Origin of the sequence: Kribbella sp. NPDC026596 (assembly GCF_040638415.1) — a bacterium.
Lineage (GTDB): Bacteria > Actinomycetota > Actinomycetes > Propionibacteriales > Kribbellaceae > Kribbella.
Map to the genome: position 1 here is coordinate 35,094 of NZ_JBEZYF010000059.1, position 23,197 is coordinate 58,290.

Annotated in this window: 23 protein-coding genes; 12 read left to right on the forward strand and 11 right to left on the reverse strand. The window is 68.7% G+C overall.

Features of this window, described 5'->3' with window-relative positions; all coding sequences use genetic code 11:
* Window positions 1-32 precede the first annotated feature (32 nt).
* A complete protein-coding gene (locus tag AB0E63_RS35125; RefSeq protein ID WP_360375738.1) occupies window positions 33-1,046 on the reverse strand; it encodes an acetylxylan esterase in 1,014 nt (337 codons plus the stop codon).
* Between the two features lie 79 nt (window positions 1,047-1,125).
* Here AB0E63_RS35125 and AB0E63_RS35130 point away from each other — a divergent pair, with 79 nt between their 5' ends.
* Window positions 1,126-1,761 (forward strand): sulfatase/phosphatase domain-containing protein, encoded by a 636-nt coding sequence (locus tag AB0E63_RS35130; protein ID WP_360375740.1) that lies wholly within the window; start codon window positions 1,126-1,128, stop codon window positions 1,759-1,761.
* On the opposite strand, the gene AB0E63_RS35135 is transcribed toward AB0E63_RS35130, so the two are convergent.
* Complete coding sequence (locus AB0E63_RS35135; RefSeq protein ID WP_360375742.1) at window positions 1,758-4,505, reverse strand: AAA family ATPase; 2,748 nt, start codon at window positions 4,503-4,505, stop codon at window positions 1,758-1,760. The two genes, AB0E63_RS35130 and AB0E63_RS35135, sit on opposite strands and share 4 nt — an antisense overlap.
* Before the next feature lie 164 nt (window positions 4,506-4,669).
* Between AB0E63_RS35135 and AB0E63_RS35140 the strand changes: the two genes are divergently transcribed.
* The 4 genes from AB0E63_RS35140 to AB0E63_RS35155 are packed head-to-tail and all read left to right on the forward strand — an operon-like array spanning window position 4,670 to window position 8,082.
* A complete protein-coding gene (locus tag AB0E63_RS35140; protein WP_360375744.1) occupies window positions 4,670-5,527 on the forward strand; it encodes a DUF427 domain-containing protein in 858 nt (285 codons plus the stop codon).
* Window positions 5,524-7,230, forward strand: coding sequence for an MOSC and FAD-binding oxidoreductase domain-containing protein (locus AB0E63_RS35145; RefSeq protein ID WP_360375746.1), 1,707 nt, complete (start codon window positions 5,524-5,526; stop codon window positions 7,228-7,230). The genes AB0E63_RS35140 and AB0E63_RS35145 overlap by 4 nt, the downstream gene beginning before the upstream one ends.
* Window positions 7,230-7,649: a VOC family protein gene (locus AB0E63_RS35150; RefSeq protein ID WP_360375748.1), complete on the forward strand. Its 420-nt coding sequence runs from the start codon at window positions 7,230-7,232 to the stop codon at window positions 7,647-7,649. Before AB0E63_RS35145 ends, AB0E63_RS35150 begins: the two co-directional genes overlap by 1 nt.
* On the forward strand, window positions 7,543-8,082 hold the full coding sequence (locus AB0E63_RS35155) for a thioredoxin domain-containing protein (protein ID WP_360375750.1): 540 nt from the start codon (window positions 7,543-7,545) through the stop codon (window positions 8,080-8,082). Before AB0E63_RS35150 ends, AB0E63_RS35155 begins: the two co-directional genes overlap by 107 nt.
* Here AB0E63_RS35155 and AB0E63_RS35160 read toward each other — a convergent pair.
* Complete coding sequence (locus AB0E63_RS35160) at window positions 8,069-9,124, reverse strand: enolase C-terminal domain-like protein (protein WP_360375752.1); 1,056 nt, start codon at window positions 9,122-9,124, stop codon at window positions 8,069-8,071. The genes AB0E63_RS35155 and AB0E63_RS35160 overlap by 14 nt on opposite strands.
* A 57-nt stretch (window positions 9,125-9,181) precedes the next feature.
* Between AB0E63_RS35160 and AB0E63_RS35165 the strand changes: the two genes are divergently transcribed.
* Window positions 9,182-9,841 carry an HAD hydrolase-like protein gene (locus AB0E63_RS35165; RefSeq protein ID WP_360375754.1) on the forward strand — a complete coding sequence of 220 codons (660 nt, stop codon included), beginning with the start codon at window positions 9,182-9,184 and terminating at the stop codon, window positions 9,839-9,841.
* 104 nt (window positions 9,842-9,945) lie between these two features.
* Window positions 9,946-11,130, forward strand: a complete 1,185-nt coding sequence (locus tag AB0E63_RS35170) for a GAF domain-containing protein (RefSeq protein WP_360375756.1) — start codon at window positions 9,946-9,948, stop codon at window positions 11,128-11,130.
* 4 nt (window positions 11,131-11,134) lie between these two features.
* Here AB0E63_RS35170 and dhaK read toward each other — a convergent pair whose 3' ends face one another.
* The 4 genes from dhaK to AB0E63_RS35190 all read right to left on the reverse strand — a co-directional run bounded on the left by dhaK (window position 11,135) and on the right by AB0E63_RS35190 (window position 14,544).
* Complete coding sequence (gene dhaK, locus AB0E63_RS35175) at window positions 11,135-12,130, reverse strand: dihydroxyacetone kinase subunit DhaK (RefSeq protein ID WP_360375758.1); 996 nt, start codon at window positions 12,128-12,130, stop codon at window positions 11,135-11,137.
* The gene (gene dhaL / locus AB0E63_RS35180; RefSeq protein WP_360375760.1) at window positions 12,127-12,771 is read right to left on the reverse strand and encodes a dihydroxyacetone kinase subunit DhaL; all 645 of its coding nucleotides are present in this window, start codon (window positions 12,769-12,771) and stop codon (window positions 12,127-12,129) included. Before dhaL ends, dhaK begins: the two co-directional genes overlap by 4 nt.
* Complete coding sequence (locus AB0E63_RS35185; RefSeq protein ID WP_360375762.1) at window positions 12,768-13,571, reverse strand: HAD-IA family hydrolase; 804 nt, start codon at window positions 13,569-13,571, stop codon at window positions 12,768-12,770. The genes dhaL and AB0E63_RS35185 overlap by 4 nt, the downstream gene beginning before the upstream one ends.
* Before the next feature lie 115 nt (window positions 13,572-13,686).
* The gene (locus AB0E63_RS35190) at window positions 13,687-14,544 is read right to left on the reverse strand and encodes a class II fructose-bisphosphate aldolase (RefSeq protein WP_360375764.1); all 858 of its coding nucleotides are present in this window, start codon (window positions 14,542-14,544) and stop codon (window positions 13,687-13,689) included.
* Window positions 14,545-14,655: 111 nt separating this feature from the next.
* Between AB0E63_RS35190 and AB0E63_RS35195 the strand changes: the two genes are divergently transcribed.
* Window positions 14,656-15,363 carry a GAF and ANTAR domain-containing protein gene (locus tag AB0E63_RS35195; protein WP_360375766.1) on the forward strand — a complete coding sequence of 236 codons (708 nt, stop codon included), beginning with the start codon at window positions 14,656-14,658 and terminating at the stop codon, window positions 15,361-15,363.
* A 256-nt stretch (window positions 15,364-15,619) separates the two neighbouring features.
* Here AB0E63_RS35195 and AB0E63_RS35200 read toward each other — a convergent pair whose 3' ends face one another.
* Complete coding sequence (locus tag AB0E63_RS35200) at window positions 15,620-16,180, reverse strand: DJ-1/PfpI family protein (RefSeq protein WP_360375768.1); 561 nt, start codon at window positions 16,178-16,180, stop codon at window positions 15,620-15,622.
* A gap of 190 nt (window positions 16,181-16,370) precedes the next feature.
* Here AB0E63_RS35200 and AB0E63_RS35205 point away from each other — a divergent pair, with 190 nt between their 5' ends.
* Window positions 16,371-17,615 carry an MFS transporter gene (locus tag AB0E63_RS35205; protein ID WP_360375770.1) on the forward strand — a complete coding sequence of 415 codons (1,245 nt, stop codon included), beginning with the start codon at window positions 16,371-16,373 and terminating at the stop codon, window positions 17,613-17,615.
* On the opposite strand, the gene AB0E63_RS35210 is transcribed toward AB0E63_RS35205, so the two are convergent.
* The 3 genes from AB0E63_RS35210 to AB0E63_RS35220 form a co-directional block, all read right to left on the reverse strand.
* Window positions 17,595-18,056, reverse strand: a complete 462-nt coding sequence (locus tag AB0E63_RS35210) for a hypothetical protein (protein WP_360375772.1) — start codon at window positions 18,054-18,056, stop codon at window positions 17,595-17,597. The genes AB0E63_RS35205 and AB0E63_RS35210 overlap by 21 nt on opposite strands.
* Before the next feature lie 115 nt (window positions 18,057-18,171).
* Complete coding sequence (locus tag AB0E63_RS35215; RefSeq protein WP_360375774.1) at window positions 18,172-18,960, reverse strand: XdhC/CoxI family protein; 789 nt, start codon at window positions 18,958-18,960, stop codon at window positions 18,172-18,174.
* Entirely contained in the window at window positions 18,957-19,271 is a 315-nt protein-coding gene (locus AB0E63_RS35220; RefSeq protein WP_360375776.1) for an XdhC family protein, read from the reverse strand. Before AB0E63_RS35220 ends, AB0E63_RS35215 begins: the two co-directional genes overlap by 4 nt.
* 174 nt (window positions 19,272-19,445) lie before the next feature.
* Between AB0E63_RS35220 and AB0E63_RS35225 the strand changes: the two genes are divergently transcribed.
* From AB0E63_RS35225 to AB0E63_RS35235, 3 genes are all read left to right on the forward strand, one after another.
* A complete protein-coding gene (locus AB0E63_RS35225) occupies window positions 19,446-20,336 on the forward strand; it encodes a xanthine dehydrogenase family protein subunit M (RefSeq protein WP_360375778.1) in 891 nt (296 codons plus the stop codon).
* 2 nt (window positions 20,337-20,338) lie between these two features.
* Window positions 20,339-20,851, forward strand: a complete 513-nt coding sequence (locus tag AB0E63_RS35230) for a (2Fe-2S)-binding protein (RefSeq protein ID WP_360375780.1) — start codon at window positions 20,339-20,341, stop codon at window positions 20,849-20,851.
* Window positions 20,848-23,197 (forward strand): aerobic carbon-monoxide dehydrogenase large subunit (locus AB0E63_RS35235; RefSeq protein ID WP_360375782.1); only part of this gene is annotated, 2,350 nt, incomplete at its 3' end. The genes AB0E63_RS35230 and AB0E63_RS35235, both read left to right, overlap by 4 nt.

The window sequence follows — 23,197 nt, forward strand, 5'->3', positions numbered from 1 at the left end:
GTTGATCGTGTAACGCCGCCCGGACCAGAAACTCATCGGTCCGCCGATGACTCCTTCGCAGCGAAGATCTTCGCGAACCAGTCGAGCTGGGCGAGCTGCTGGTACGTCTGGCCGCCCTCGTGCTCGTTGTAGCTGTAGACCTCGATGTCCTTCGCCGCGCTGCCGTAGTGGTTGAAGGCGGCGAACACCGTCGACGGCGGGCAGGTCGCGTCCATCAGGGCTACCGAGAACAGCGCCGGTGCCGTGGCCAGGCGGCCCAGGTTCACGCCGTCGAAGTAGCTCAGCGTCCGCAGCGCCGCGTCCACGTCCTGGCGGAAACCCTTCAGGTACCGCGTGATCTCGGCGTACGGCTCCTTGTTGGTGATCTCCAGCGCGCGCTGGAAGTGACACAGGAACGGTACGTCGGGCGCACAGCCGAGCAACTCGATCCCGGCCAGGCCGGCCAGCCCGGCGGCCGCGATCGCGATGCCGCCACCCTGGCTGCCGCCGGTGACGATGATCTTGTCCGGGTCGACCAGCGGTGACGCCTTGGCCGCGTCGATCGCGCGGACCGCGTCGATGAAGACACGGCGGTAGTAGTAGGTCTCCGGGTCGGTGATGCCTGCGGTCATGAAGCCCGGGGTGTGGTTGAGACCGGCGTACGCGCTGTCGTCCGGCGTGCCGGCGGTGCCGCCGCCGCTGTAGCCCTGACCGCGGGTGTCCATCACGAAGTGGGCGTAGCCGGCCTGCGCCCACAGGGTGGTGGCGTGCGGGAAGCCGCGGCCGCCGGAGTAGCCGTGGTACTGCACGACCGTCGGGAGCGGACCGCCGGCTCCGGCCGGCACGTGCAGCCAGCCCTTGACCGGCGCACCGCCGAAACCGGCGTACGTGACGTCGTAGGTGTCGATGACGGCGAGCTTGTTGTCGATCGCCGTGAACGAGGCAGACAGGTCGTCGGTGCGCGCCTTCTCGATGGAACGGCGCCAGAACTCGACCAGGTCGGCGGGTGCGGCCACATCGGGCCGGTACTCACGGAGCTTGTCGAGGGAAAGGTCGAACATGGCCATGAGCAGCAAACCTACGCCTGGTGACGCTCGGGCGGTAAGCGGTCTCCAATACCGGACAACTTGCGGCTAGGGTGAAGTGATGCCTGGACCGAACATCGTCTTCGTGATGTCCGACGACCACGCCGCCCACGCGATCTCGGCGTACGGGAGCAAGGTCAACAGCACCCCGCACCTGGACGGGCTGGCCCGGGACGGGGTCCGGATGGATGCGACGTACTGCACGAACTCGATCTGCTCGCCGTCGCGGGCGTCGATCCTGACCGGCACCTACAGCCACGTCAACGGGGTGGCGTCGATCTACACCGAGATCGACTACCGGGTACCGACGTCACAGGGCCGGAGCTTCTTGCCGTTGCTGCGCGGCACGGAGGTCCCGGACTGGCCGTCCGCGATCTACTACCGGTACTGGGAGCACGACGACCCCAGTCACCACGCTCCGGCGCACTACGGCGTACGGACGAAGGAGTTCAAGCTCATCCACTACTACGGCGCCGGCCTCGGCGTACCGGGGTCGTCGGAGCGGATCTTCGACTCGGAGTGGGAGCTGTACGACCTGCGGGCCGACCCGGAAGAGCTGGTCAACGTTGCGAACGATCCGGCGTACGCCGAGACCCGTGCGGCATTGACCGAGCAGCTTGCCGAACTGCAGCGGCACTACGCGGACACGCCGTACGCCGGCCCGTCGACGCCGCACCCGGTGTGGCCGTGGAGCTAGCGCGGTAGGACTTGGTCCAGCTGGCTGCGAGAGGTGATTCCTAGCTTGGGGAAGACCTTGCGCAGGTGGTACTGGACTGTGCGGGCGCTGATGAAGAGGCGCGTCGCGATCTCGGGGTTGGACAGGCCGTCGCGGGCCATGCGGGCGATCTGGGCTTCTTGGGCGGTGAGTTCGCTCTGGGCCGGGACGACGCGTTTGCGGGCGGTGCCGCCGGCGGCCTGGAGTTCGCGGCGGGCGCGTTCGGCGAAGCCGGTCATCCCCATCGCTTCGAAGCTCGAGTACGCCGTACGGAGGTACTCGCGGCCGTCCGTACGGCGTCGCTCCCGGCGCAGCCATTCGCCGTAGAGGAGGTGGGTACGGGCGAGCTCGACCTGGAGCCGGGTCTTCTCCAAGTGGGCGATCGCCTCCCGGTAGAGGCGCTCGGCGGTGTCGCCGGCACTGAGCAACGCCTGGGATCGGGCGTGCACCCCGAGAGCCCAGTCGGTGCCGGTCGCCGTGGCCATCTCGCGGAGCGCTTGACCGGCGCGGTGCGCGGTGTCGATCGCCCCGGTCCGCACCGCAGCCTCGACCAGCTCACTCGGCACCAGCATCATCGACAGCGCGTCACGCGGATCCGCGAACGCGCGCGCGGCCGCGTCAGCCGCGTCCTGGTAGCGGCCGAGGCCGTTGTCGAGTACGGCGCTCGCCCATTCGGCGAACGCGATCCCGATCCCCTCACCCCGCAGGGTGCCGTCCTGTTTGGTGGCTTCGACGAGCGCGAGGGTCTCGGCCCGATCACCGCTGAAGGCCGCCAGCGCCAGCCGTCCGTACGGAGCGAGCTTGCCACCGGTCACCTCGTTGGCCGCCTGCACTTCGTCGGTCAACGTCGCCGCGGCGGCAAGATCTCCCGAGAACACAGAGACATACGCGAGTGAGGTGAGCGCGAGGGCGACATTGCTGAGCACTCCGGTCTCACGGGCGAGCTGAAGGTGCCGTCGGGACAGCTCCTCCCAGCGATCCGCGTCCCAGAGTCGCAGCGACGTGGTGGTCGCCATCCACAGCAGCTGTAGCTCCTCCTCGACGGACACACCGGTCCCGAACTCGGCCAGCGCCTTGTGCAGCAGCGGTGCGCCGGCGGCGTACCCGTCCCGGTAGTACAGCGCACTCCCGTCCAGCAGCAGATCCGCGGAGCGCAGTACCGCCGGCCGCGGAGCTGCCGCAGCCTCCCGCGCCACCGCGACCACATCGCCACCTGGCGTGGCCAGGCCGCTGGCGAAGATGGCCGCCGACAACGCATCCAGGTACGTCGCCCGCGACAACTCCACGTCGACGGACTCAAGTCGCTTGGCCGCCTTGAGCATCAACTGTGGAGCGTCGTTGCCACGGTTGGTGACGAACGCGAGTTGTGCGCGGACAAGCTCGGCGCGGGCACGCTCCAGCTCGGTGAGCTGACCCGCCTCGGCCATGGCCAGCAGCTCGGCCGCCGAGTCGAACGCACCGGCCTGCATCTCGGCCTGTGCTGCCGCGAGGGCCCGGGCGGCTCGCTTCGCCGGGTCGACGGTCAGCTCGGCCGCGCGCTGGAAGAAGGCCGCCGTCGCGGCGTAGCCACTGCGGGCGCGCGCCCTCCCGGCCGACTGCTCGAGCTCCGCGGCGACCTCCTCGTCCGGCCCGGCCGCGGCCTTGGCCCGGTGCCACGCTCGCCGATCTGGATCGGCCTCGGCGTCGGTCACCTCGGCCAGGGCCTGGTGCACCTGACGCCGTTCCGCGGCCGACGCCGAGCGGTACGCCGCCGACCGCACCAGCGGATGCCGGAACCGGATCCGGGTCGCGAACTCCGCCAGTCCCGCGTCGGTCGCCGGTGCCGCCGCCTCTGGACCGATCCCGAGTCGCGCGGCCGCACGGCGTACGAGGGCGTCGTCGCCGGACGGGTCGGCTGCGGCGAGCACCAGGAGCCGCCGGGTCTCGTCCGGCATGGCGTTGACCCGGCGTACGAAGCTCTCCTCGATGTCGCCCGCACCGGGCAGTCCGAATCCGCCGGCCAGCTGTGCCGGAGTCAACCCGCGCGGCAGCTCCAGCAAGGCGAGCGGATTGCCATGTGCCTCGGCCACCAGCTGATCCCGCACCTGCGAGTCGATCGGTCCAGTGAGTACGGCGTCCAGCAGCAGACGTGCATCGGCGTCACGCAGACCGGCGACCGGAAGCTCAGGGACTCCAGCGAGGACGTCACCGACCTCTCGGGTCGCGAAGATCAGCCCGACTGACTCCGCTCCCAACCGGCGCGCCACGAAGGCGAGGATCTGCGCCGAGCACTTATCGAGCCACTGCTGATCGTCGACCAAGCACACCAGTGGCTGCTGCTCCGCGGCCTCGGACAGCAGACTCAACACCGCTAGACCGATCAGGAACATGTCCGGCGGCGGTCCGGCGCTGATGCCGAACACGGTCCGCAGTGCCGCGCACTGTGGTGCGGGCAGCTGATCGAGGCGATCGAGTGCCGGCGCACACAATTGGTGCAGACCGGCGAAGGCCAACTCCATCTCGGACTGGACAGCGGAGACCCGCGTCACCTGGAATCCACTGGCTCGTGCTGCCAGCTGGTCCAGCAGTGCGGTCTTGCCGACCCCGGCCTCCCCGTGCAGCACCAGCGTCCGGCTCTCCCCCGACCGCACCGCCCCGATCACCTGGTCGAGGACGGCGCACTCCACGTGGCGGCCCGTCAGTTCCGCCGCGCGCCGCCATCCCAGCAGATCCGCAGGCCCATGCACGCACTCACGCTAACGCCTGCCGGCGCCTGGCGGTGGCGGCCAGCCACTGGCGGATGCGAACCCGACCGGCCACGGCGCACGCTCGTTCAGTGCTCGCCGGCCGCGGTTCGCCCGCCCGGAGCCCGGGTGCAGCCGTGAACCGCTGAGTTGAGAGGAACTGAGTTATGGGTCTGTCCTGGCAGCAAGGGCCGCTCGCTACCGGTGGGATCGGCAAGTTCCTGGTTCCGGAGCAGTTGCCCGAGCGGCTGCTGTTCGCCGAGCCACTGCGCCGGCGGATGCGGGTCCGATTCGGGGACACCTGGATCGCCGACAGTGAGGACGTCGTACTGCTCCATGAGCCCGCCCGGTATCCGGTGGCGTACTTCCCGCTGGGTGACGTGGTGGCCGACGTACTCGAGGCCGCGGAGCACACCACGCAGCACCGCGATCTCGGTGAGACGACGTGGTACACGGTCTCCGCGGGCGAGAGCAGCAAGGCTCGCGCGGCCTGGCAGCACACCGCGCTGCCGGACCATGCGGGTGAGCTGAAGGGACGCGTCGCGTTCGCGTGGCGGGCGATGGACGCGTTCTACGAGGAGGACGAGCGGATCGTCGGTCATGCTGCCGACGCCTACCACCGGATCGACATCCGGCAGACCAGCCGCCATCTGGTCGTGCGCGACGGCGACCGGGTCATTGCGGACTCCTCACGCCCGCTGGTGCTCTACGAATCGGGGTTCGCACCCCGCTGGTACGTTCCGCGCGAGGACGTGGACGACACCGCGTTGACTCCGGTCGAAGGCCAGACGTTCTGTCCCTACAAGGGCCTGTGCAGCTACTGGGACATCGGCGAGGCTCGCGGCGCCGCGTGGGGGTACGAAGACGCCTGGACCGAGGTACGGCGGATCTCCGGCATGGTCTCGTTCGAGCCGGACAAGATCGAGGTGGAACTCGACGGACGGCGACTGCGGTTGGAACCTGGTCAGAGTGTGATCTCACACGGCATCGACCGGGATCTGACTGTGGAGGAGCTTTCCGGATGACAAGTGCCACTTTGTTGTCGGTGAACGTCGGACTGCCGAAGAACGTCTCGTGGAACGGCAAGACCGTCTACACCGGCGTCTGGAAGGAGCAGGTCGACGGACCGGTGATGGCCCGGCGGCTGAACCTCGACGGAGACGGCCAGGGCGACACCGCCGGACACGGCGGCGAGCAGCGGGCCGTGTTCGTCTACCAGATCGAGTCCTACCGCTACTGGGAGAAGCACTTCGGCCGGGACGACTTCGTGTACGGGCAGTTCGGGGAGAACCTGACGGTCGATGGGCTGGCGGATGACGAGGTGTGCATCGGCGACCGGTACCGGATCGGCGCGGCCGAGTTCGAGGTCACGCAGCCGCGGGTCACGTGCTACCGGGTCGGCCTGCGGATGGGCGAGCCGGAGCTGCCGGCGCTGCTGGTCGCCCACCACCGGCCGGGGTTCTACTTCCGGGTGATCACCGAAGGGCAGGTCGAAGCCGGTGACGCGATCGTCAAGACCCGGACCGGTCCGGGAGCACTAAGCGTCGCCGACATCGACGCGCTGCTCTACCTGCCGCACCGTGACCTCGAGGCGGTACGCCGGGCTCTGGAGATCCCGGCGCTGAGTCCCGGCTGGCAGGGCTCGTTCCGCGAATTGCTGGAGGCCGATGCGACCGGCGCCGGCACGTTCACGGCCGCGGGGACGACAGCTGCGACGCCGCCTGCCTGGGAGGGCTTCCGCCAGTTGCAGGTCACCGAGGTCGTAGCGGAGACCGCGACCGTCTCGTCGATCCGACTGGCAGCACTCGACGGCGTGGATCTGCCTGCGGCGCGGCCCGGTCAGTACCTGACTTTCCGGTTGCCGGACGCGGGTCTGCCGGTTCCGGTGCGCAGTTACTCGCTGTCCTCCACACCCGGGAGCAGCAGCTACCGGATCAGCGTCAAGCACGAGCCGCACGGGATCGCGAGCAGCTACCTGACCAGCCGGCTGGCGGTTGGCGCCGTGATGGAGGTCGCCGCGCCGCGTGGTGAGTTCCTCCTCGAAGACGGCACCGAGCCGGTCGTGTTGGTGTCGGCCGGTATCGGGGTCACTCCTGTGATGGCGATGCTGCGTTCGCTGGCGGCACAGCGCAGTACTCGCGACGTGTGGTGGATCCACACCGCTCGCCGACCGGCGGAACACGCGTTGGCCGCTGAGGCGCACGAAGTGCTGGGGACGCTGCCGCACGCGCATGAACACATCTACTACAGCTCTGGTAGGCGGCTCACCAAGGACATGCTGGTGGACCTGGACCTCCCTGCCGATGCGACGGCGTACATCTGCGGTCCGGCGTCCTTCATGACCGACATGCGCGAGGCACTGACGGCTGTGGGGATCCAGCGGGTGCACACCGAGCTGTTCAGTGCGCTGCCGTCGACCAACCCGGGCCTCGTCGACCAGACCGTGCGTCCGCCCCACCAACCTGCCGAACTCGGCACCGGCCCGCTGGTGACCTTCTCGCGGAGTGGGATCTCGACACCGTTCGGTGCAGGCAGTCTGCTCGACCTGGCCGAGGCCTGCGATGTCCCGACGCGCTTCAGCTGCCGGACCGGCGTCTGCCAGACCTGCGTCACGCCGCTGCTGTCCGGAGAGGTCAGCTACTCCCCCAGCCCGCTCGAGACGCCTCCGGACGGCCAGATCCTCATCTGCTGTTCTCGCCCGACCACCGATCTAGTCCTGGACATGTGATGGATTACAAGCTCGAAGTCGTCACTCTCGCCGTCAGCGATGTGGATACCGCGCTGGCCTTCTACACCTCACTCGGCTTCCACCTCGACGTGGACTATCACCCGCGCGACGGTTTCCGGGTCGTCCAGCTGACCCCGCCCGGGTCGGCCTGCTCGATCCAGTTCGGTGCGGGGTTGACCGACGCGGCCCCGGGATCGGCGCGCGCCAGCTACCTCGTCGTCGAGGATCTCGAGGCTGCCCGCGAGGAATTGGTTGCTCGCGGCATCAAGGTTGGCGACATCCGGCACAAGTCGCCGGTCGCCGAGTGGGCCGGTGAGTTCGCCCCCGGATCCGATCCCGGGCGGCGCGCGTACGCGAGCCTGGCCGACTTCGCCGACCCGGACGGGAACACCTGGACCCTGCAGGAGATCCGTCGCTGATGACCGAGCACACGGCCCTGGACCCGCGCGGGATGTCGATGACCGGGCCAGGGGGCTCGCGGTCGGGCTCGCGACGTCGGCATACGTACCTCGACGGGACGCCCTGGAGCAGGCGACGACGGTGGTCCGGCTGTTCCGCGAGCAGCCGCAGCTCTGGCAGATGCACGACCTGCTGCTGCTCAACCAGGACAACCTCGAACTCGACGACATCCTGTCCTACGCCGCGACGCTGGGTCTCGACCTGGAGCGCTTCCGGACGGATCTCACCGCGCACGACTTCGCCGCCCGGATCGCCCAGGACGTCGACTCCGCCGAGCGCAGCGGGGTCGCCGGTACGCCGACCTTCTTCATCAACAGTCACCGCCACGACGGCCCGCAGGACCTCCCGACGCTGACCGACGCCATCCGGCAAACGTTGGCTACGGCAACTTGATACCGAAACCCGGCTGATCCGACAGGCTGACGTACCCGTCGGCCAGGGTGTAGCCGTCGCCGTCGGTGCCTTCGGTGTGACCGGGGACGCCTTCGATGATCGGGATGTTGCCGAGTCCGGCGGCCAGGTGAGCGGCGTACAAGGTCTTGATCGGCAGGCCCCAGGCGTGCGGGGACGCTTCGGTGGAGGCCTCGACAAGGCGCGGCATCGTCCGCCGCCAGGCAGTCAGGCCGTGACCGGTGACGTCCATCAGCGCGACGTCCAGCAGCCCTTCCTGCGCGAGCCTCACGATGTACTCCTCGTCGGGGTCGAACTCGCCGTCCGCGATCTTCGTCCCGGCCGTGCCGAGACGCTTGCGCAGGAACCGGAAGTCCTCCCAGCGTTCGGCGAACGGCTCCTCGAGCCAGTAGAGCCGGCAGTCCTCGACCGCCTCGAGATAGGCGAGCAGCGTGTTCACGGTGAAGCCGTCGTTCACGTCCACCAGGATGTCGGCGTCCGGGTACAGCTCGCGGGCCAGCCTGGTCACCTCGATGTCCCGCGCGAGCCCGGCCTCGGAGTCCATCCACCGGAAGCCCCGTCCGACCTTCAACTTGAAGTCGCGGAACCCGGCCTCGTGATCCTGCTGGAGATTTGCCCGGATCGCCTCGATCCCGCCCTCGAGATCGTCGAAGTAGATGCCGCCGCTGTAGCACCGCACGTCCGGAGTCCCCGCGGACCCGAGCATCGCGTAGACCGGGACCTCCAGGATCCGCGCCGCCAGGTCATGCAGCGGATAGTCGAGGAACTCGGCCGCCGGCTCGACCACGCCGCGATCCGGATCGATCAACTCGGCGAGGTTCCGCCCCACGAGCGGACCGGGGTCGCCTTGCCGCAAGGGGAGCCCCCACCCGATGGCCCCACGATCGGTCTCGACGACGTACACCGTCGTCGTGCCGCCACTCCCGTGCTCGCCCCGGAACGAGTTCCGGCCCACCGGGCGAAGGTACCGATACCCGATCTCAGCTGTCGTGACAGACCTGATCACATGCCGCGAGAGAGTCATCGCTCAACGATATCCGGCATCGGTACGTCGGACCGTCCGTCTAGAGTGGCGCGCGTGATGAGCGCTTCGCATGTGGTGTGGGACTGGAACGGGACGTTGCTGAATGACAACCAGGTCGTGTTGGCGGCAGTCAACGAGGTGTGCGCCGGGTTCGGCCGGCCGGATCTGACGTGGGTCGAGTGGCAGACGGCGTACGCACGGCCGATGCGGGTCTCGTACGAGACGATCCTGTCCCGGGTGCTCGACGACGAGGAGTGGGCGCGCGTGGACAAGCTCTACCACGAGCGGTACGACGCTCTCCTGCACAGCTGTGGTCTCGCGGCCGGAGTGCCGGATGTCCTACGGCAGTGGACCGAGAGCGGGCGTACCCAGTCGCTCTTGTCGATGTGGTTCCACACGCGGCTCACCCCGACGATCGATCAGTTCGGACTCACGCAGTACTTCACGCGCATCGACGGCCTGGCCGCCGAGGTGGGCGGCGGCTCCAAGGCCGACAGCCTGATCCAGCACCTGGAGGCCCAGAACCTCAACCCCGCCGAGGTTGTGCTGATCGGCGACGTCGTCGACGACGCTCAGGCAGCCCGGGCAGCCGGCGCCCAATGCATCCTCGTGACAACCGGTGCCATGACCCGCCACGCCCTGGAAACCACCGGCGCCCCGGTCACCAACTCCATCACCGAGGCCCTCGACCTGCTCGCCGACGGTCCGACCGGGTAGGGCTGGACTTTCGGGGGGTTCGGCAGTTCCCTGGAGAGGTGGATTCTGTCGACCGGTGGCTTCACCGCCGACACGAGGAGTTCCTCGAAGGTGGGGGCCGGAACGTGCGAGGCCTTGTCGCGGCCTCCTGGGGGCGATCGATCGCGGCCGGGCTCCAGTCCGACGCGGCGGCACCCTTCGCGTTCGAGGCCGACGAACTGGCGGCGTACCGGGCCGAGCATCCACTCTCCGCGGTCTTCCCGATGCTGTACGACGTACTCGGCCGGGCCGCCGAGGACAGCGACTTCGTGATGGCGGTCGGCGACAGTGACGGCCGGTTGCTGTGGGTGTGCGGACGGCCGAACGTACTCCGTGCCGCCGACGGCATCCACTTCACCGAAGGCGCCTGGTGGGCGGAGCGACAGGTCGGCACCAACGCCCTCGGCACCTCCCTCGAAGTGGCCGGACCGGTGCAGATCCGGTCTGCGGAGCACTTCACCCTGCTGGTGCAGCCATGGTCGTGTGCCGCCGCACCGATCTACGATCCGGAGACCCAGCGAGTGCTCGGGGTCGTCGACATCACCGGCACCGCCGACGCCAGCTCACCCCTGTCGCTGGCGATGGTGCGAGCCGCGGCCCGGATGGCCGAGGCCGAGCTTGGCCGGCTGATGACCGTTCGCAAGGTCCTCGGCGACTCGACCCGGCGCATGCGGATCTCCGCACTGGGCCGACCGGACGCGGCAGTGCGCATCGACGGCCGGGATCTCCGGCTCAGCCGGCGGCACAGCGACATCGTCGTTCTCCTCGCCGAACACCCCGAGGGTCTCAGTGCCGAAGAACTGTCGGACGCCCTGTACGGCGAGGGCGACGACCACCAGTCCTCACTGCGCGGCGAGGTCACCCGCCTCCGCGCTCTGCTCGGCGCCGACATCGTCGAATCGCGCCCGTACCGACTGCACCCGGACATCGCCGCGGACTGGCTCGAGACCGCCGACGACCTCGACTCGCACCTGTTGTCGTCGGCCCTGCGCCGCTACGCAGGCCCTTTGCTACCTCAGTCCGACGCACCCGGCGTGGTCGCCTCCCGGAACCGGCTCGAGAACCGGATCCGGGCCGCCGTCCTGCAGACGTACGACGTCGACCTGGTCGCGGCGTGGACACGCTCGTACGCCGGAGTGAACGACCTGGCCGCGTGGGAACGCCAACTGACGCTGCTGTCCCCGACGTCCCCACTCCGGCCGGCGGCCCAGTCCGAAGTACGCCGTCTCCGCACCGACTACGGACTGGACCCGGCCGGGACCGAGGGCTGAACCCTCAGAACACCCGGATCGCGATCTCCGCCGGTGCCGAGAGCAGACCGTCGATCTCGTCGTCGAGCTTGACCAGCGTGACCGAGGCGCCGGCCATGTCGAGGGACGTGCAGTACTCCCCGACGTAGTTGCGCCGTACGTTGATCCCGCGGTCGGTGAGCATCTGGTGAGCTCGACCGTAGAGCAGGTAGAGCTCGCTGATCGGCGTACCACCCAGACCGTTGATCATCAGCGCGACGTCGTCACCGGACTCGTAGGGCAGGTCGGATCGGACCGCCTCGAGCATCTGGTCGATGATCTCGTTGGCCGAGGCAAGCTTCTCGCGGCTGCGGCCCGGCTCGCCGTGGATGCCGACACCCATCTCCATCTCATCGTCGCCGAGCTCGAACAGCGGGGATCCCTTGGCCGGCGGCGTACAGGCGGTGAGCGCCATGCCCATCGTGCGGGTGACCGAGTTGACCTTCTCCCCGATCCGGACCAGCTCGTCGAGATCCGCCCCTTGCTCGGAAGCAGCGCCGACCGCCTTCATGACAAAGAAGTTGCCGGCCACGCCGCGCCGGCCGACCGTGTACGTCGAGTCCTTCACCGACACGTCGTCGTCGATGATCAGCGTGCGGACATTCAGACCGTCGGCCTGACTCAGCTCCTGCGACATGTCGAAGGCCATCCGGTCACCGGTGTAGTTGTTGACCAGCAGCAGCACGCCCTTCTCGGAGGCGAGCAGCTTGGTGGTCTCGTACACGTACTCCATCGGCGGTGCCGCGAAGACGTCACCCGGACAGGCCGCGTCGAGCATCCCCTTGCCGACGGCCATCACGTGCGCGGGCTCGTGCCCGGACCCCGAGCCCTGGACGATGGAGACCTTGTCGTCGCGCGGCGCGTCGGTCCGCATGATCAGGTTGTACTCCGGCACGTACTTCAGCGTGTCCGGGTTGGCCAGCGCGATGCCCCGCAGCATCTCGGGCACGTAGTTCTTCGGGTCGTTGACGAACTTCTTCATCGGGACTCCCTTGTCTTCCAGACCTCTGCGATCTGCTCGATGATCACGGCGACGGCGGTGGCTCCGGCGTCGACCGATCCACGGCTCCGCTCGCCGGTGTAGGCGGCTCGGCCTCGCTTCGCGACCAGCTCCGCCGTCGCGTCGGCCGCGGTCCGGGCCGCGACCGCGGCCCGTTCGACGACCTCGTCACTGCTTGCCCCGGAGGCGAGGGACTCCTCGATGGCGTCGGTCATCGGGACGATCGCGTCGAGCAGGGTCTTGTCCCCCAGCTCGGCGCCGCCGCGGGCCTGGATCCCCGTCACGGCCGAGCGCAGCATCGCCACGACCATGGCCCCGTCGAGGGAGGTGGTCGCACCGGCCGTCATGCCGGCCCGCAGGAACCCGGTCCCCCAGATCGGTCCCGACGTACCCCCGATCCGGGACGTCACCAGCATCCCGACCTTCTTCAGGAACGTCCCGATGTCGGTCCGGTCGAGATCGCCGTACTGGTCCTGGAGCTTCTCGAAACCGCGGGCCAGCGAGTAGCCGAAATCGCCGTCGCCGACCACCGAGTCCAGGTCGCCGAAGTACTTCTCGTTGTCGAGGCAGGTGGTGATGATCGTGGTGAGGACGAGGTCGACCTCGCCCCAGCTGTCCGTCATGTCTGGCCTCCTTGCGTGGGTCGTGGTGCGGTCTCGGCCAGCCGGGCGAGATCGGCCAGGGTGAGCGCGTCGACCGGGCCGATGCCGGACGGATCCGCGAGTACCTCGAGCCGTTCGCCGTCGGGGTCGCCCAGACTGGTGAGGACCAGGGCAGCTTCGGTGAAGTCCTCGTCGCGCGTGTAGCCGCTGACGGTCACCACCGTCGCCAGCCCGGCACCGATGGCAGCGAGGAGTCCATTGCGCGAGTCCTCGATGACGAGGGTGCCGGCCGGGTCGAGGGCGAGCTTCTCGAGAGCCAGTTGGTAGACCGCCGGGTCGGGCTTCTTCCGCGGTACGACGTCACCCGCGAACACCGGGATCGTGGCCGCGACCTCATCGCCGACCGCTCCGGCGAGGACCGCACGGACCGACGGTTCCGCCGAGGTCGACGCGACCGCGACCGTCCAGCCCTCCCGCAGTGCGTCGGTGATCACCCGCCGTACGCCGGGACGCGGCGGAACGACCCCGGCTGCGACCAGGTCGGTGAACGCCTTCGTCTTGGCCCGATGCCAGGTCGCCACCACGTCGGCGCGCTCCTCGGGCGTCGCCGGTGAACCAGCCGCTCGCCAGACATCCGGGTCGTCGAGGACGGTCGCCAGCCGTTCCTTCCCACCGCCGATCCGGAGCAAGCGGCCGTAGTCCTCGACCGACCACCGCACCGGGAGCCCGAACTGCTCGAAGGTCGCGTTGAACGCCGGCAGGTGCCCGTCGCGCTCGGTGTCGCCCAGCACACCGTCGCAGTCGAAGAGCAAAGCGGTCATGGGGCCTCCCGGCCTGGACTGAGGAGCGGAAGGAGCGCAGCGACTGGAGCGACGAGGGAAGGCCGGGAGCAACAGCCCCATGACCCGCCGCGCCGGAGGCGTGGCATCAACACGGTCATGCTCGGCCGCCGCTGCCGAAGATCTCTATGTGCTCGGCGGTCATCGTCTTCACGGCTGCATGGATGTGGCGGAACAAGGTCGGCGGATCCCACTTGTTCGTGGCGCGCGCCTGTTCGAGGTGCTCGAGCGATGAGGTCATGTACGCGACCTTGAGGGCCGTGGAGATGTTGACCTTCGCGCAGCCCCGGCCGATCAGGTCCTGGAACTGCTCACGGGTCAGCCCCGAGCCGCCGTGCAACGCCATCGGGATGCCGGTCGCCGCCACCAGGTCGGTGATCCGCTGCGAGTCCAGCTCGGGCGTCGAGTGGTAGATCCCGTGGGCGTTCCCGATCGCCGGCGCGAAGACATCCACACCGGTCGTCTCCACGAAACGAGTAGCGACCTCGAGTGATTGTCGCTCCGCCTCGGTGTCCGAACCCACGCCGTCCTCGACACCGGTGATGCCCTCGATCTCGCCCTCGACGTGAGCGCCATACTTCCTGGCCTCGGCGACCACCTCGACGGTCTGGCGCTGGTTCTCCTCGACCGGGAGCGCGGAGGCGTCGAACAGCACCGAGTTCCAGCCCGCCGCGAGGCACGAGCTGATCACGTCGCGCTCAGGACAGTGGTCGAGGTGCAGCGCGACCGGCACCGGAACCGTCGCGACCGTCGCGTCGAACATCGCCTTGACGACATCGAGGCCGACCGACTTCACCGTCTTGACCGACGTCTGGATGATCAGCGGCGACCCCAGTTCCACCGCCGCGTCGACGACCGCCCGCAGACTCAGCTCGTCCACCACATTGATCGCCGGTACGGCGTAGCCCTTGGCCAGTGCCTCGTCGACAAGCCCCTTCAACGGCGCGACAGGCATGATCTCCCCTCTCCGCGACCCAATCCCCACTCATCCCCACCCTGCCGCCCGGAACGCTGCACGAATGCTGCATCACTCCGCTCGATCCGGGGGTGGGGGCATCATGGAGCTATGGACGACGGTGAGCAGGAGGGCTCGGGTGGCCGGATGGCGGAGACCTTCGCGCAGTTGGCGCTGGACATGCACGAGGCCGAAGGCGTGGAGGAGACGGTCGAGTCGGTCGTCCAGTTCGCTCTGCAGGCGTTGAACTGCAGCTTCGCCGGGGTCGCGCTGCACACCCGGGGCGGGCCCCCGGAGATACCCGCCGTGACCGACCCCGTGGTCGCCGAGATCTACGAGTCCCAGCTGCGCGGCGAGGACGGGCCGCTGATCGCAACGATGCGGGACCGGGCGACCGTCCTGGTCCGCGACACCACGACCGACGACCGCTGGCCCGACTGGGCGGCGAGGGTCAGCGCCCTCGGAGTCCGCAGCGTGCTGGACGTGCCCCTGGCGCTCGGGCAGTCGTCACCGACTGTCGGCGTACTGGGTCTGTACAGCCCCAAACCGGACGCCTTCGACGCCGACGACGAGGCGATCGCCCACATCCTGGCCCGGCACGCCACGGTCGCGCTCGCGACCGCCCGGCACGAGCGGACCATGGAGGCCGCGGTCGACGCCCGCAAGCTCGTCGGCCAGGCGATGGGCATCCTGATGGAGCGGTACGCCGTCGACGCCGACCGCGCCTTCACCATCCTGAAGCGCTACTCCCAAGACACCAACACCAAACTCCGCGACGTCGCCCAAGAACTGATCGACACCCGCAAACTCCCCAGCTGAAAAGTCAGCCTGATTCAGGCCGTACTTTCGAACCCCACTCGGTTGGCTCAGGGACCATCGTGAGGAGCAGTTCGCCGCCGGTGATCACCTCGTCGTGGGTGATCCAGGCACGATCGATCGGCTGATCGTTCGGTCTGCCGCTGCTCAGCCGTACCGCCTTCGATCTCGTCCTTGTCCGGGACACCGGCCCGCTCGGGCGGTGGCGGTCGGCTCGGCGCGGCCCGCTGGGAGTTCGTCATACGCAAATCATGCTGGGTCAGGCAGGTGCGTGCTCCTTGAGGATCGTCATGAAGGCGCGCATCCAGGTCGGGTGGTCGGGCCAAGCGCGGCCGGATACGACGTTGCCGTCGACGACCGCGTCGCCGTCGACCCACTCCGCTCCCCCGGCCTTGATGTCGAGCGCCAGAGCTGGGTAGGCCGAAGTCTTGCGACCGGCCAGGACGCCGGCCGCCGCAGCGACGAGCGGTCCGTGACAGAGCTGGGCCACGGGCTTCGACTCACCGTAGAAGTGCTTCACGATCCGCTGGCAGTCGGCATCGTTGCGGATGTACTCCGGCGCCCGCCCACCCGGAATCACCAGAGCCACGTAGTCCGACGGATCCACATCGGCAAACGCCACATCGGCCTGCCACGTGTGCCCAGGCTTCTCGGTATAGGTATCGAACCCGTCCACGAAGTCATGCACCACGAACTGCAACTTCTTCACTTCCGGCGCGGCCACATCGACGTCGTACCCCTCCTCCAGCAACCGCTGATAGGGGTAGAACACCTCCAGATCCTCCGCCGCGTCCCCGGTAACAATCAGCACCTTAGGCATCGCAATCCCCTTCCCAGCCTCGTAACCACCGCCAGCCTCCTCCGCGCCCCAACCCCGGGTCAAGGGTGTCCGCGGCGCCAGGCGAGGTCCACCGACTAGGACCCCTCGGGACTACGGCTAGGGAGGAATTCCGATGTGTGGGTGCACCTCAGGCGACCAGATTCGGGGGACCACAGACGAGGAGTTCCAGATGGTCACGCGCGACTCGGACCGGTCGGGTGTCGACGAGCCGCGATTCCGCGACGCGCTGCGCAGCCTGCCGCGCCGGGTGTGGATCGTCAGTCTCGGCATCCTGGTCAACCGGGTCGGCAACTTCCTGCCCGTGTTCATCGTGCTCTACCTGACCGGGCGCGGCTATTCCGCCGGTGCCGCGGGACTGGTGCTGGGCGTGTCCGGTCTGTGCAACGTGCTCGGCAACGCCATCGGTGGCTACCTCGCCGACAAGATCGGCAGGCGATGGACCATCGTGCTGTCCGCCGTACCCACCGCCGGGCTGACGGCGATCGTGCCGTTCCTCGGACCGTTCCCGATCATCGTCGCGGTGGTCGGGCTCATCGGCGTGACGTCGCAGATCTACCGACCGGCCGCGGCCGCGGTGCTGCTCGACTCCGTGGCGACCAACCAGCAACGGCTCGCAGCCTTCGCGGTGTTCCGGTTCGCGATGAACATCGGCGCTGCCCTGGGCGGCGTCATCGGCGGTGTGCTGGCCAGCACCTCCTATGTGGAGCTCTTCCTGGGTAATGCCGCCGCGTGCCTGCTGTTCGGCGTGGTCGTGGCAGTGCTGCTGCGGGATGCGCCGCAGCCGCGGTCCGACCAGCACGACGCGGACACGCCGGCGGACCAGGCGGTGGGGTACCGGCAGGCGTTCGCCGACCGCGCCCTGGTGCGATTCCTGCTGATGACCGTGGTAGGCGAGTTCGTCTACATCCAGTCCACCGTCGGCCTGCCCCTGCATGTCAGCGACGTGGGTCTGAGCGCGCGGGACTTCGGTCTCCTCATCGGGCTCAACGGTCTGGTGGTGTTGGTACTGGAGCTGCCCACGACCGGCGCGGTCTCCCGGTACCGGCCGGAGTACGTACTGGCCCTCGGCAACCTGCTCATCGGTGCCGGTCTCGCGCTGACCGGGCTTATGGACGGCATGGTCCTGCTGTCGGCGACGGTACTGATCTGGACACTCGGCGAGATGATGTCCAGCTCCGTCGCCATGGCTTACCTGGGAAGTCTGACTCCGCCTCGGATGGCCGGTCGCTACCAGGGTCTGTACGGCGCCGCGTACACAATCGGTACGGGCGCCGGCCCCCTCATCGGTGGCGCCGTCTACGCGATCGGCCCCTGGGCCTTATGGCCCCTGATCGGCGCAGCAGGCCTACTGGCCGCCCAACTCTGCCTACCGCGCCGCGCGGCGTCCACACGATCAGGGCTCAGGCACCGGTGACGTTGCCAGTTCGATCAGGCGCTCGGCGACCAGGGCACAGCGTTCTTCGGCGCGGGATCGGGCCGGGCCGGCGTACCTCAGCCGGGCCGAGGCAGTGAGCGGATCGGACCTGACCTCGATCAGGCAGCCGCCCGGACGCGGCTGGAGTCTGATCGTCAGTCTGATCCATCCACCCAGGCCGCTCCGCAGGCGGAGGACCAACTCCTGGTCCGGCCGCCAGGTCTCGACTACGGCGACCGTCAGATGGCGGTCGTAGGCGTGCCTGCCATGGGGCTCCCGGTCAGTGTCCTTTCGCACCACACTGCCGGCCTGTGGCCAGCGCGCATCGGCGCGAACGTCGGGCGGTACGGCGACCACCCAGTCCGCGATCCGCTCCGCGTCCTGGACGACCGCCATCACGGCGTCGACGCCAATCGCGCCGAACCGCCAGGCCATCACCATCCGAGCCGCGCTCCGTCCCCAGATTCAAACAGCCTGTCTATCACCTGCCCGTCGCATCCGACCGGAAGAACCGCGGCCGTCCCACCAGCTGACTCGAATGCTCAGGGATCCCGGGCTAGTGGTGAATCGGGGTGCTCAGCTGTCGCAGCGGCCGGACGATGTCGAGGCCGGCGCGTTCGGCGATGATCTCCGCGCAGATCGAGATCGCGGTCTCCTCGGGTGTGAGCGCGCCGATGTCGAGCCCGACCGGCGCGTGCAGGCGCTCGAGTGACTCCGGCGAAACCCCTTCGGCACGGAGTCGCTCCAACCGATCGCGGTGGGTGTTGCGACTCCCCATGACACCGAGGTAGCCGACCTCGGTTCCCAGCGCCGCGACGATCGCCGGTACGTCGAACTTCGCATCATGGGTGAGCACACACACGGCGTCTCGGGTGGTCAGGCTGGGTCCGATCCGGGCGAGCAACCGATGGGGCCAGTCCACGACGACCTCGTCGGCCTGCGGGAACCGCGCCCGGGTGGCGAAGATGGGCCGCGCGTCGCACACCGTCACGGAGTACTTGAGCAGTGTGGCGGCCTGGGACAGCGCGGCGGCGAAGTCGACCGCACCGAAGATGATCATCCGGCGGGGTGCCGTGAACGACTCGACGAAGACCGTCAGCTCGGTCTGCGCCGGCTCGCCGTGGCGTCCGTAGTGCCGCACTCCGGTCAGGCCCGCCGCGAGCGCTCCGAGTGCGTCCCGGCCAACCCGCTCGTCGAGCGTCTCGTCGCCGAGGCTCCCGAATCGTTCGCCCTCGGCCATGATCAGCAGCTTCGCTCCGGTCCCGGGCCCGTCGATCACGGTCACGAGGACGACGGGCCGCCGGGTGCGCAGTGCCTCGGCGAGTTCGGCGTACACGTTCCTCACCAGTCGAGCGGCTCGACGTACACGTGGATCGTGCCGCCGCAGGTGAGACCGACGGCGAACGCCTCGCTATCGGAGTAGCCGAACGTGTGGACCGAACGCTCCCCCGTCGTGAAGACCTCCTCGGCCGCGGTGACCAGAGCACCCTCGATACAGCCGCCCGAGACCGACCCGGTGACCTCCAAGCGGTCGTTGACCGCCATCGCGGCGCCGGGTCCGCGCGGACCGGAGCCTTCCAAGTCCACCACCCGGGCGAGTACGACGGCCCGGCCGTCGGCTCGCCACCGGTCGATGTCGTCGAGCAGATCGCGCATCCTGCCTCCTTCTCCGGTACGTCGAAACTAGCCCGGACGAGCGCTGCGCGAGGCCGCGAGCGATTGTCCGGAGCAAGTCCCGCCTGAGCACCTAAGCGATGTCTTAGGTGGCCGTTGACAGCGCGCTCCCGGAGCGGTGACATCGAGGTGTCAGCGTCGACGAAGGGACCCGGCATGCAGGTTCCAGCACCATTCGAGTACGAGCGCGCCACCAGTGTTGACAACGCCGTCGAGCTGCTCGACCGGCTGGGAAGCACCGCCCGGCTGGTCGCCGGCGGGCACAGCCTGCTGCCGATGATGAAGCTGCGGCTGGCCAACTTCGAGTACCTGATCGACATCAACGACCTGCACGATGAGCTCGGCAGGATCACGGTCACGCCGGACGAGGTACGGGTCGGCGCGATGACCCGGCACCGCGAACTGCTGGAGTCGGCCGAGCTCGCGGACCTGTTCCCGATCTTCGCCGACGCGGAGCGGGTGATCGCCGATCCCGTGGTCCGCAACCGCGGGACGATCGGCGGCTCGCTGTGCCAGGCTGATCCGTCCGAGGACCTATCCGCGGTGTGTACGACGCTGGACGCGAGCTGTGTGATCCGGGGACTGTCCGGCACCCGCGTGGTGACCATGGACGAGTTCTACCGCGGCCCCTACGAGACGGCGGTCGGCGACGACGAGATCCTGACCGAGGTGCGGTTCCCGATCCGGCCCGGTGGTTCCAGCGCGTACTACAAGGTCGAGCGCCGAGCCGGTGACTGGGCGGTCGTCTCCGCCGGTGCCGCGGTCTGGATCCGCGACGGCGTGATCGTCGACGCCCGGGCCGGGCTGGCCGCGGTGGGACCGAACACGACCGGTATTCCGGCGATCTCCGAGGCGTTGCGCGGCAACCCGCCCTCCGAGGAGCTGTTCCGGCAGGCCGGAGAGCTCGCCGCGGCGGCGAGCGAACCCGTCACCGACATGCGTGGAAGTGCCGAGTACAAGCGGCATCTGGCCGCGGAGCTGACCACCCGCGCGCTCCGAACAGCCGTCCAGCGGTACGCCGAACGCTCCGGGGAAGAGAGGTCCTGACCATGCAGGTGACGATGACCGTCAACGACCAAGAGGTCTCGGCCGAGATCGAGGGTCGCACTCTGCTCGTGCACTTCCTCCGGGACAACCTCGGAATGACCGGAACACACTGGGGCTGCGACACCAGCAACTGCGGGACCTGCGTGGTGTGGATGGACGGCGAACCGGTGAAGTCCTGCACTGTGCTCGCCGCGATGGCCGGCGGACACGAGGTGCGGACCGTCGAGGGACTGGAGACCGAGGACGGGCTGGATCCGGTCCAGCAGGGCTTCATGCAGTGCCACGGCCTGCAGTGTGGCTTCTGCACACCGGGAATGATGATGACCGCTCGGGCACTGCTCGACCGTACGCCGGACCCGTCCGAGCAGGAGATCCGCGAGGCGATCTCGGGCCAGATCTGCCGCTGCACCGGCTACTCGACGATCGTCCGGTCGATCCGCTGGGCCGCCACCCATCCCGACGGTGTGCAACCAGAAGCCGTCGGCGCCACCGAGCCCGCCGGGAGCTCAGCATGACCACGACACCGACCCGTCCCACCGAGAGATTCGACAACAACGACCAGAAGCCGCTCGGGCACGGCCGGATGCTGCGCAAGGAGGATCCGCGGTTCATCCGCGGCCTCGGCCGGTACGTCGACGACATCCAGCTACCGGGGATGCTGCACCTCGCGGTCCTGCGCTCGCCGCTGGCCCACGCACGCATCCTCAGCATCGACGTCTCCGCGGCGCAGGCGCATCCCAAGGTGAAGGCGGTCATCACCGGTGCCGACCTCGCCGAGAAGGGCCTGGCCTGGATGCCGACCCTGTCCAACGACGTCCAGGCGGTGCTGGCCACCGACAAGGTCCGGTTCCAGGGCCAGGAGGTCGCCTTCGTCGTCGCCGAGGACCGGTACGCCGCCCGTGACGCACTCGAACTGATCGACGTCGACTATGACCCGCTGCCGCCCGTCATTGACGCCCGTACGGCGCTGGCCGCGGACGCGCCGGTGATCCGCGACGATCTGGACGGCAAGACCGACAACCACTGCTTCGACTGGGAGACAGGGGACGCGGCCGCGACCGAGGAGGTGATGTCCCGGGCGGATGTCGTCGTGAAGCAGGACATCGTCTATCCGCGGGTCCATCCGGCCCCGATGGAGACCTGCGGGTGTGTCGCGGACTTCGACCGTGTCGACGGCAAGCTGACGCTCTGGACCACGAGTCAGGCTCCGCACGCCCATCGCACCGTCTACGCACTCGTGTCGGGCTTGCCGGAACACAAGATCCGGGTGATCGCTCCCGACCTCGGCGGCGGTTTCGGCAACAAGGTCCCGATCTATCCCGGGTACGTCTGCGCGATCGTCGCGTCACTCGTGCTCGGCAAGCCGGTCAAGTGGATGGAGGACCGGTCGGAGAACCTGACCAGCACCGGCTTCGCCCGCGACTACATCATGCGCGGTGAGATCGCGGCGACCCGGGACGGCAAGATCCTCGCGATCCGGACCAACGTGCTCGCCGATCACGGCGCGTTCAACGGCACGGCGGCTCCGGTGAAGTACCCGGCCGGCTTCTTCGGTGTGTTCACCGGCAGCTACGACCTCGAGGCGGCGTACTGCAAGATGACCGCCGTCTACACCAACAAGGCACCGGGCGGTGTCGCGTACGCCTGCTCGTTCCGGATCACCGAGGCGGTGTACCTGGTCGAGCGGCTGGTCGACTGTCTCGCGTACGAACTGCAGATGGACCCGGTCGAGCTGCGGCTGCGGAACTTCATCCGCCCCGAACAGTTCCCGTACCAGAGCAAGACCGGCTGGGTGTACGACTCCGGCGACTACGAGAAGACGATGCGGCTGTCGATGGAGCTCGCCGGGTACGACGAGCTGCGCCGCGAGCAGGCCGAACGTCGGGCGCGAGGCGAGCTGATGGGGATCGGCGTCTCGTTCTTCACCGAGGCGGTCGGCGCCGGGCCGCGCAAGGACATGGACATCCTCGGCCTCGGGATGGCCGACGGCTGCGAACTGCGGGTCCACCCGACCGGGAAGGCCGTGGTCCGGTTGTCCGTGAAGACCCAGGGCCAGGGGCACGAGACGACGTTCGCGCAGATCGTCGCCGAGGAGATCGGTATCCCACCCGATGACATCGAGGTGGTGCAAGGCGACACGGACAACACGCCGTTCGGCCTGGGCACGTACGGCAGCCGCTCCACCCCCGTCTCCGGTGCGGCAGCTGCCCTGGTCGCCCGCAAGGTGCGGGACAAGGCCAGGATCATCGCCTCCGGGATGCTCGAGGTCTCGGCCGCGGACCTGGAGTGGACCAAGGGTTCGTTCCATGTGAAGGGCGACCCGGGGACTGCCGTCACCATCCAGGACATCGCCATGCGGGCGCATGGAGCGGGCGATCTGCCCGAGGGCATCGAGGGCGGCCTGGAAGCCCAGATCTGCTACAACCCGGAGAACCTCACCTATCCGTACGGCGCCTACATCTGCGTCGTCGACATCGATCCGGGCACGGCCGTGGTCAAGGTACGGCGCTTTGTCGCGGTGGACGACTGCGGGACGCGGATCAACCCGATGATCATCGAGGGCCAGGTGCACGGCGGCCTCACCGACGGGGTCGGGATGGCGCTGATGGAGATGATCGCCTTCGACGAGGACGGCAACTGCCTCGGCGGATCGCTGATGGACTACCTGATTCCGACCGCGCTGGAGGTCCCTGACTGGGAGACCGGCTACACCGTGACCCCGTCGCCGCACCACCCGATCGGCGCCAAGGGCATCGGTGAGTCCGCCACCGTCGGGTCGCCGGCGGCGGTCGTCAACGCCGTGGTGGACGCGCTCAAGCCGTTCGAGGTCCGGCACGCCGACATGCCACTGACGCCGTCGC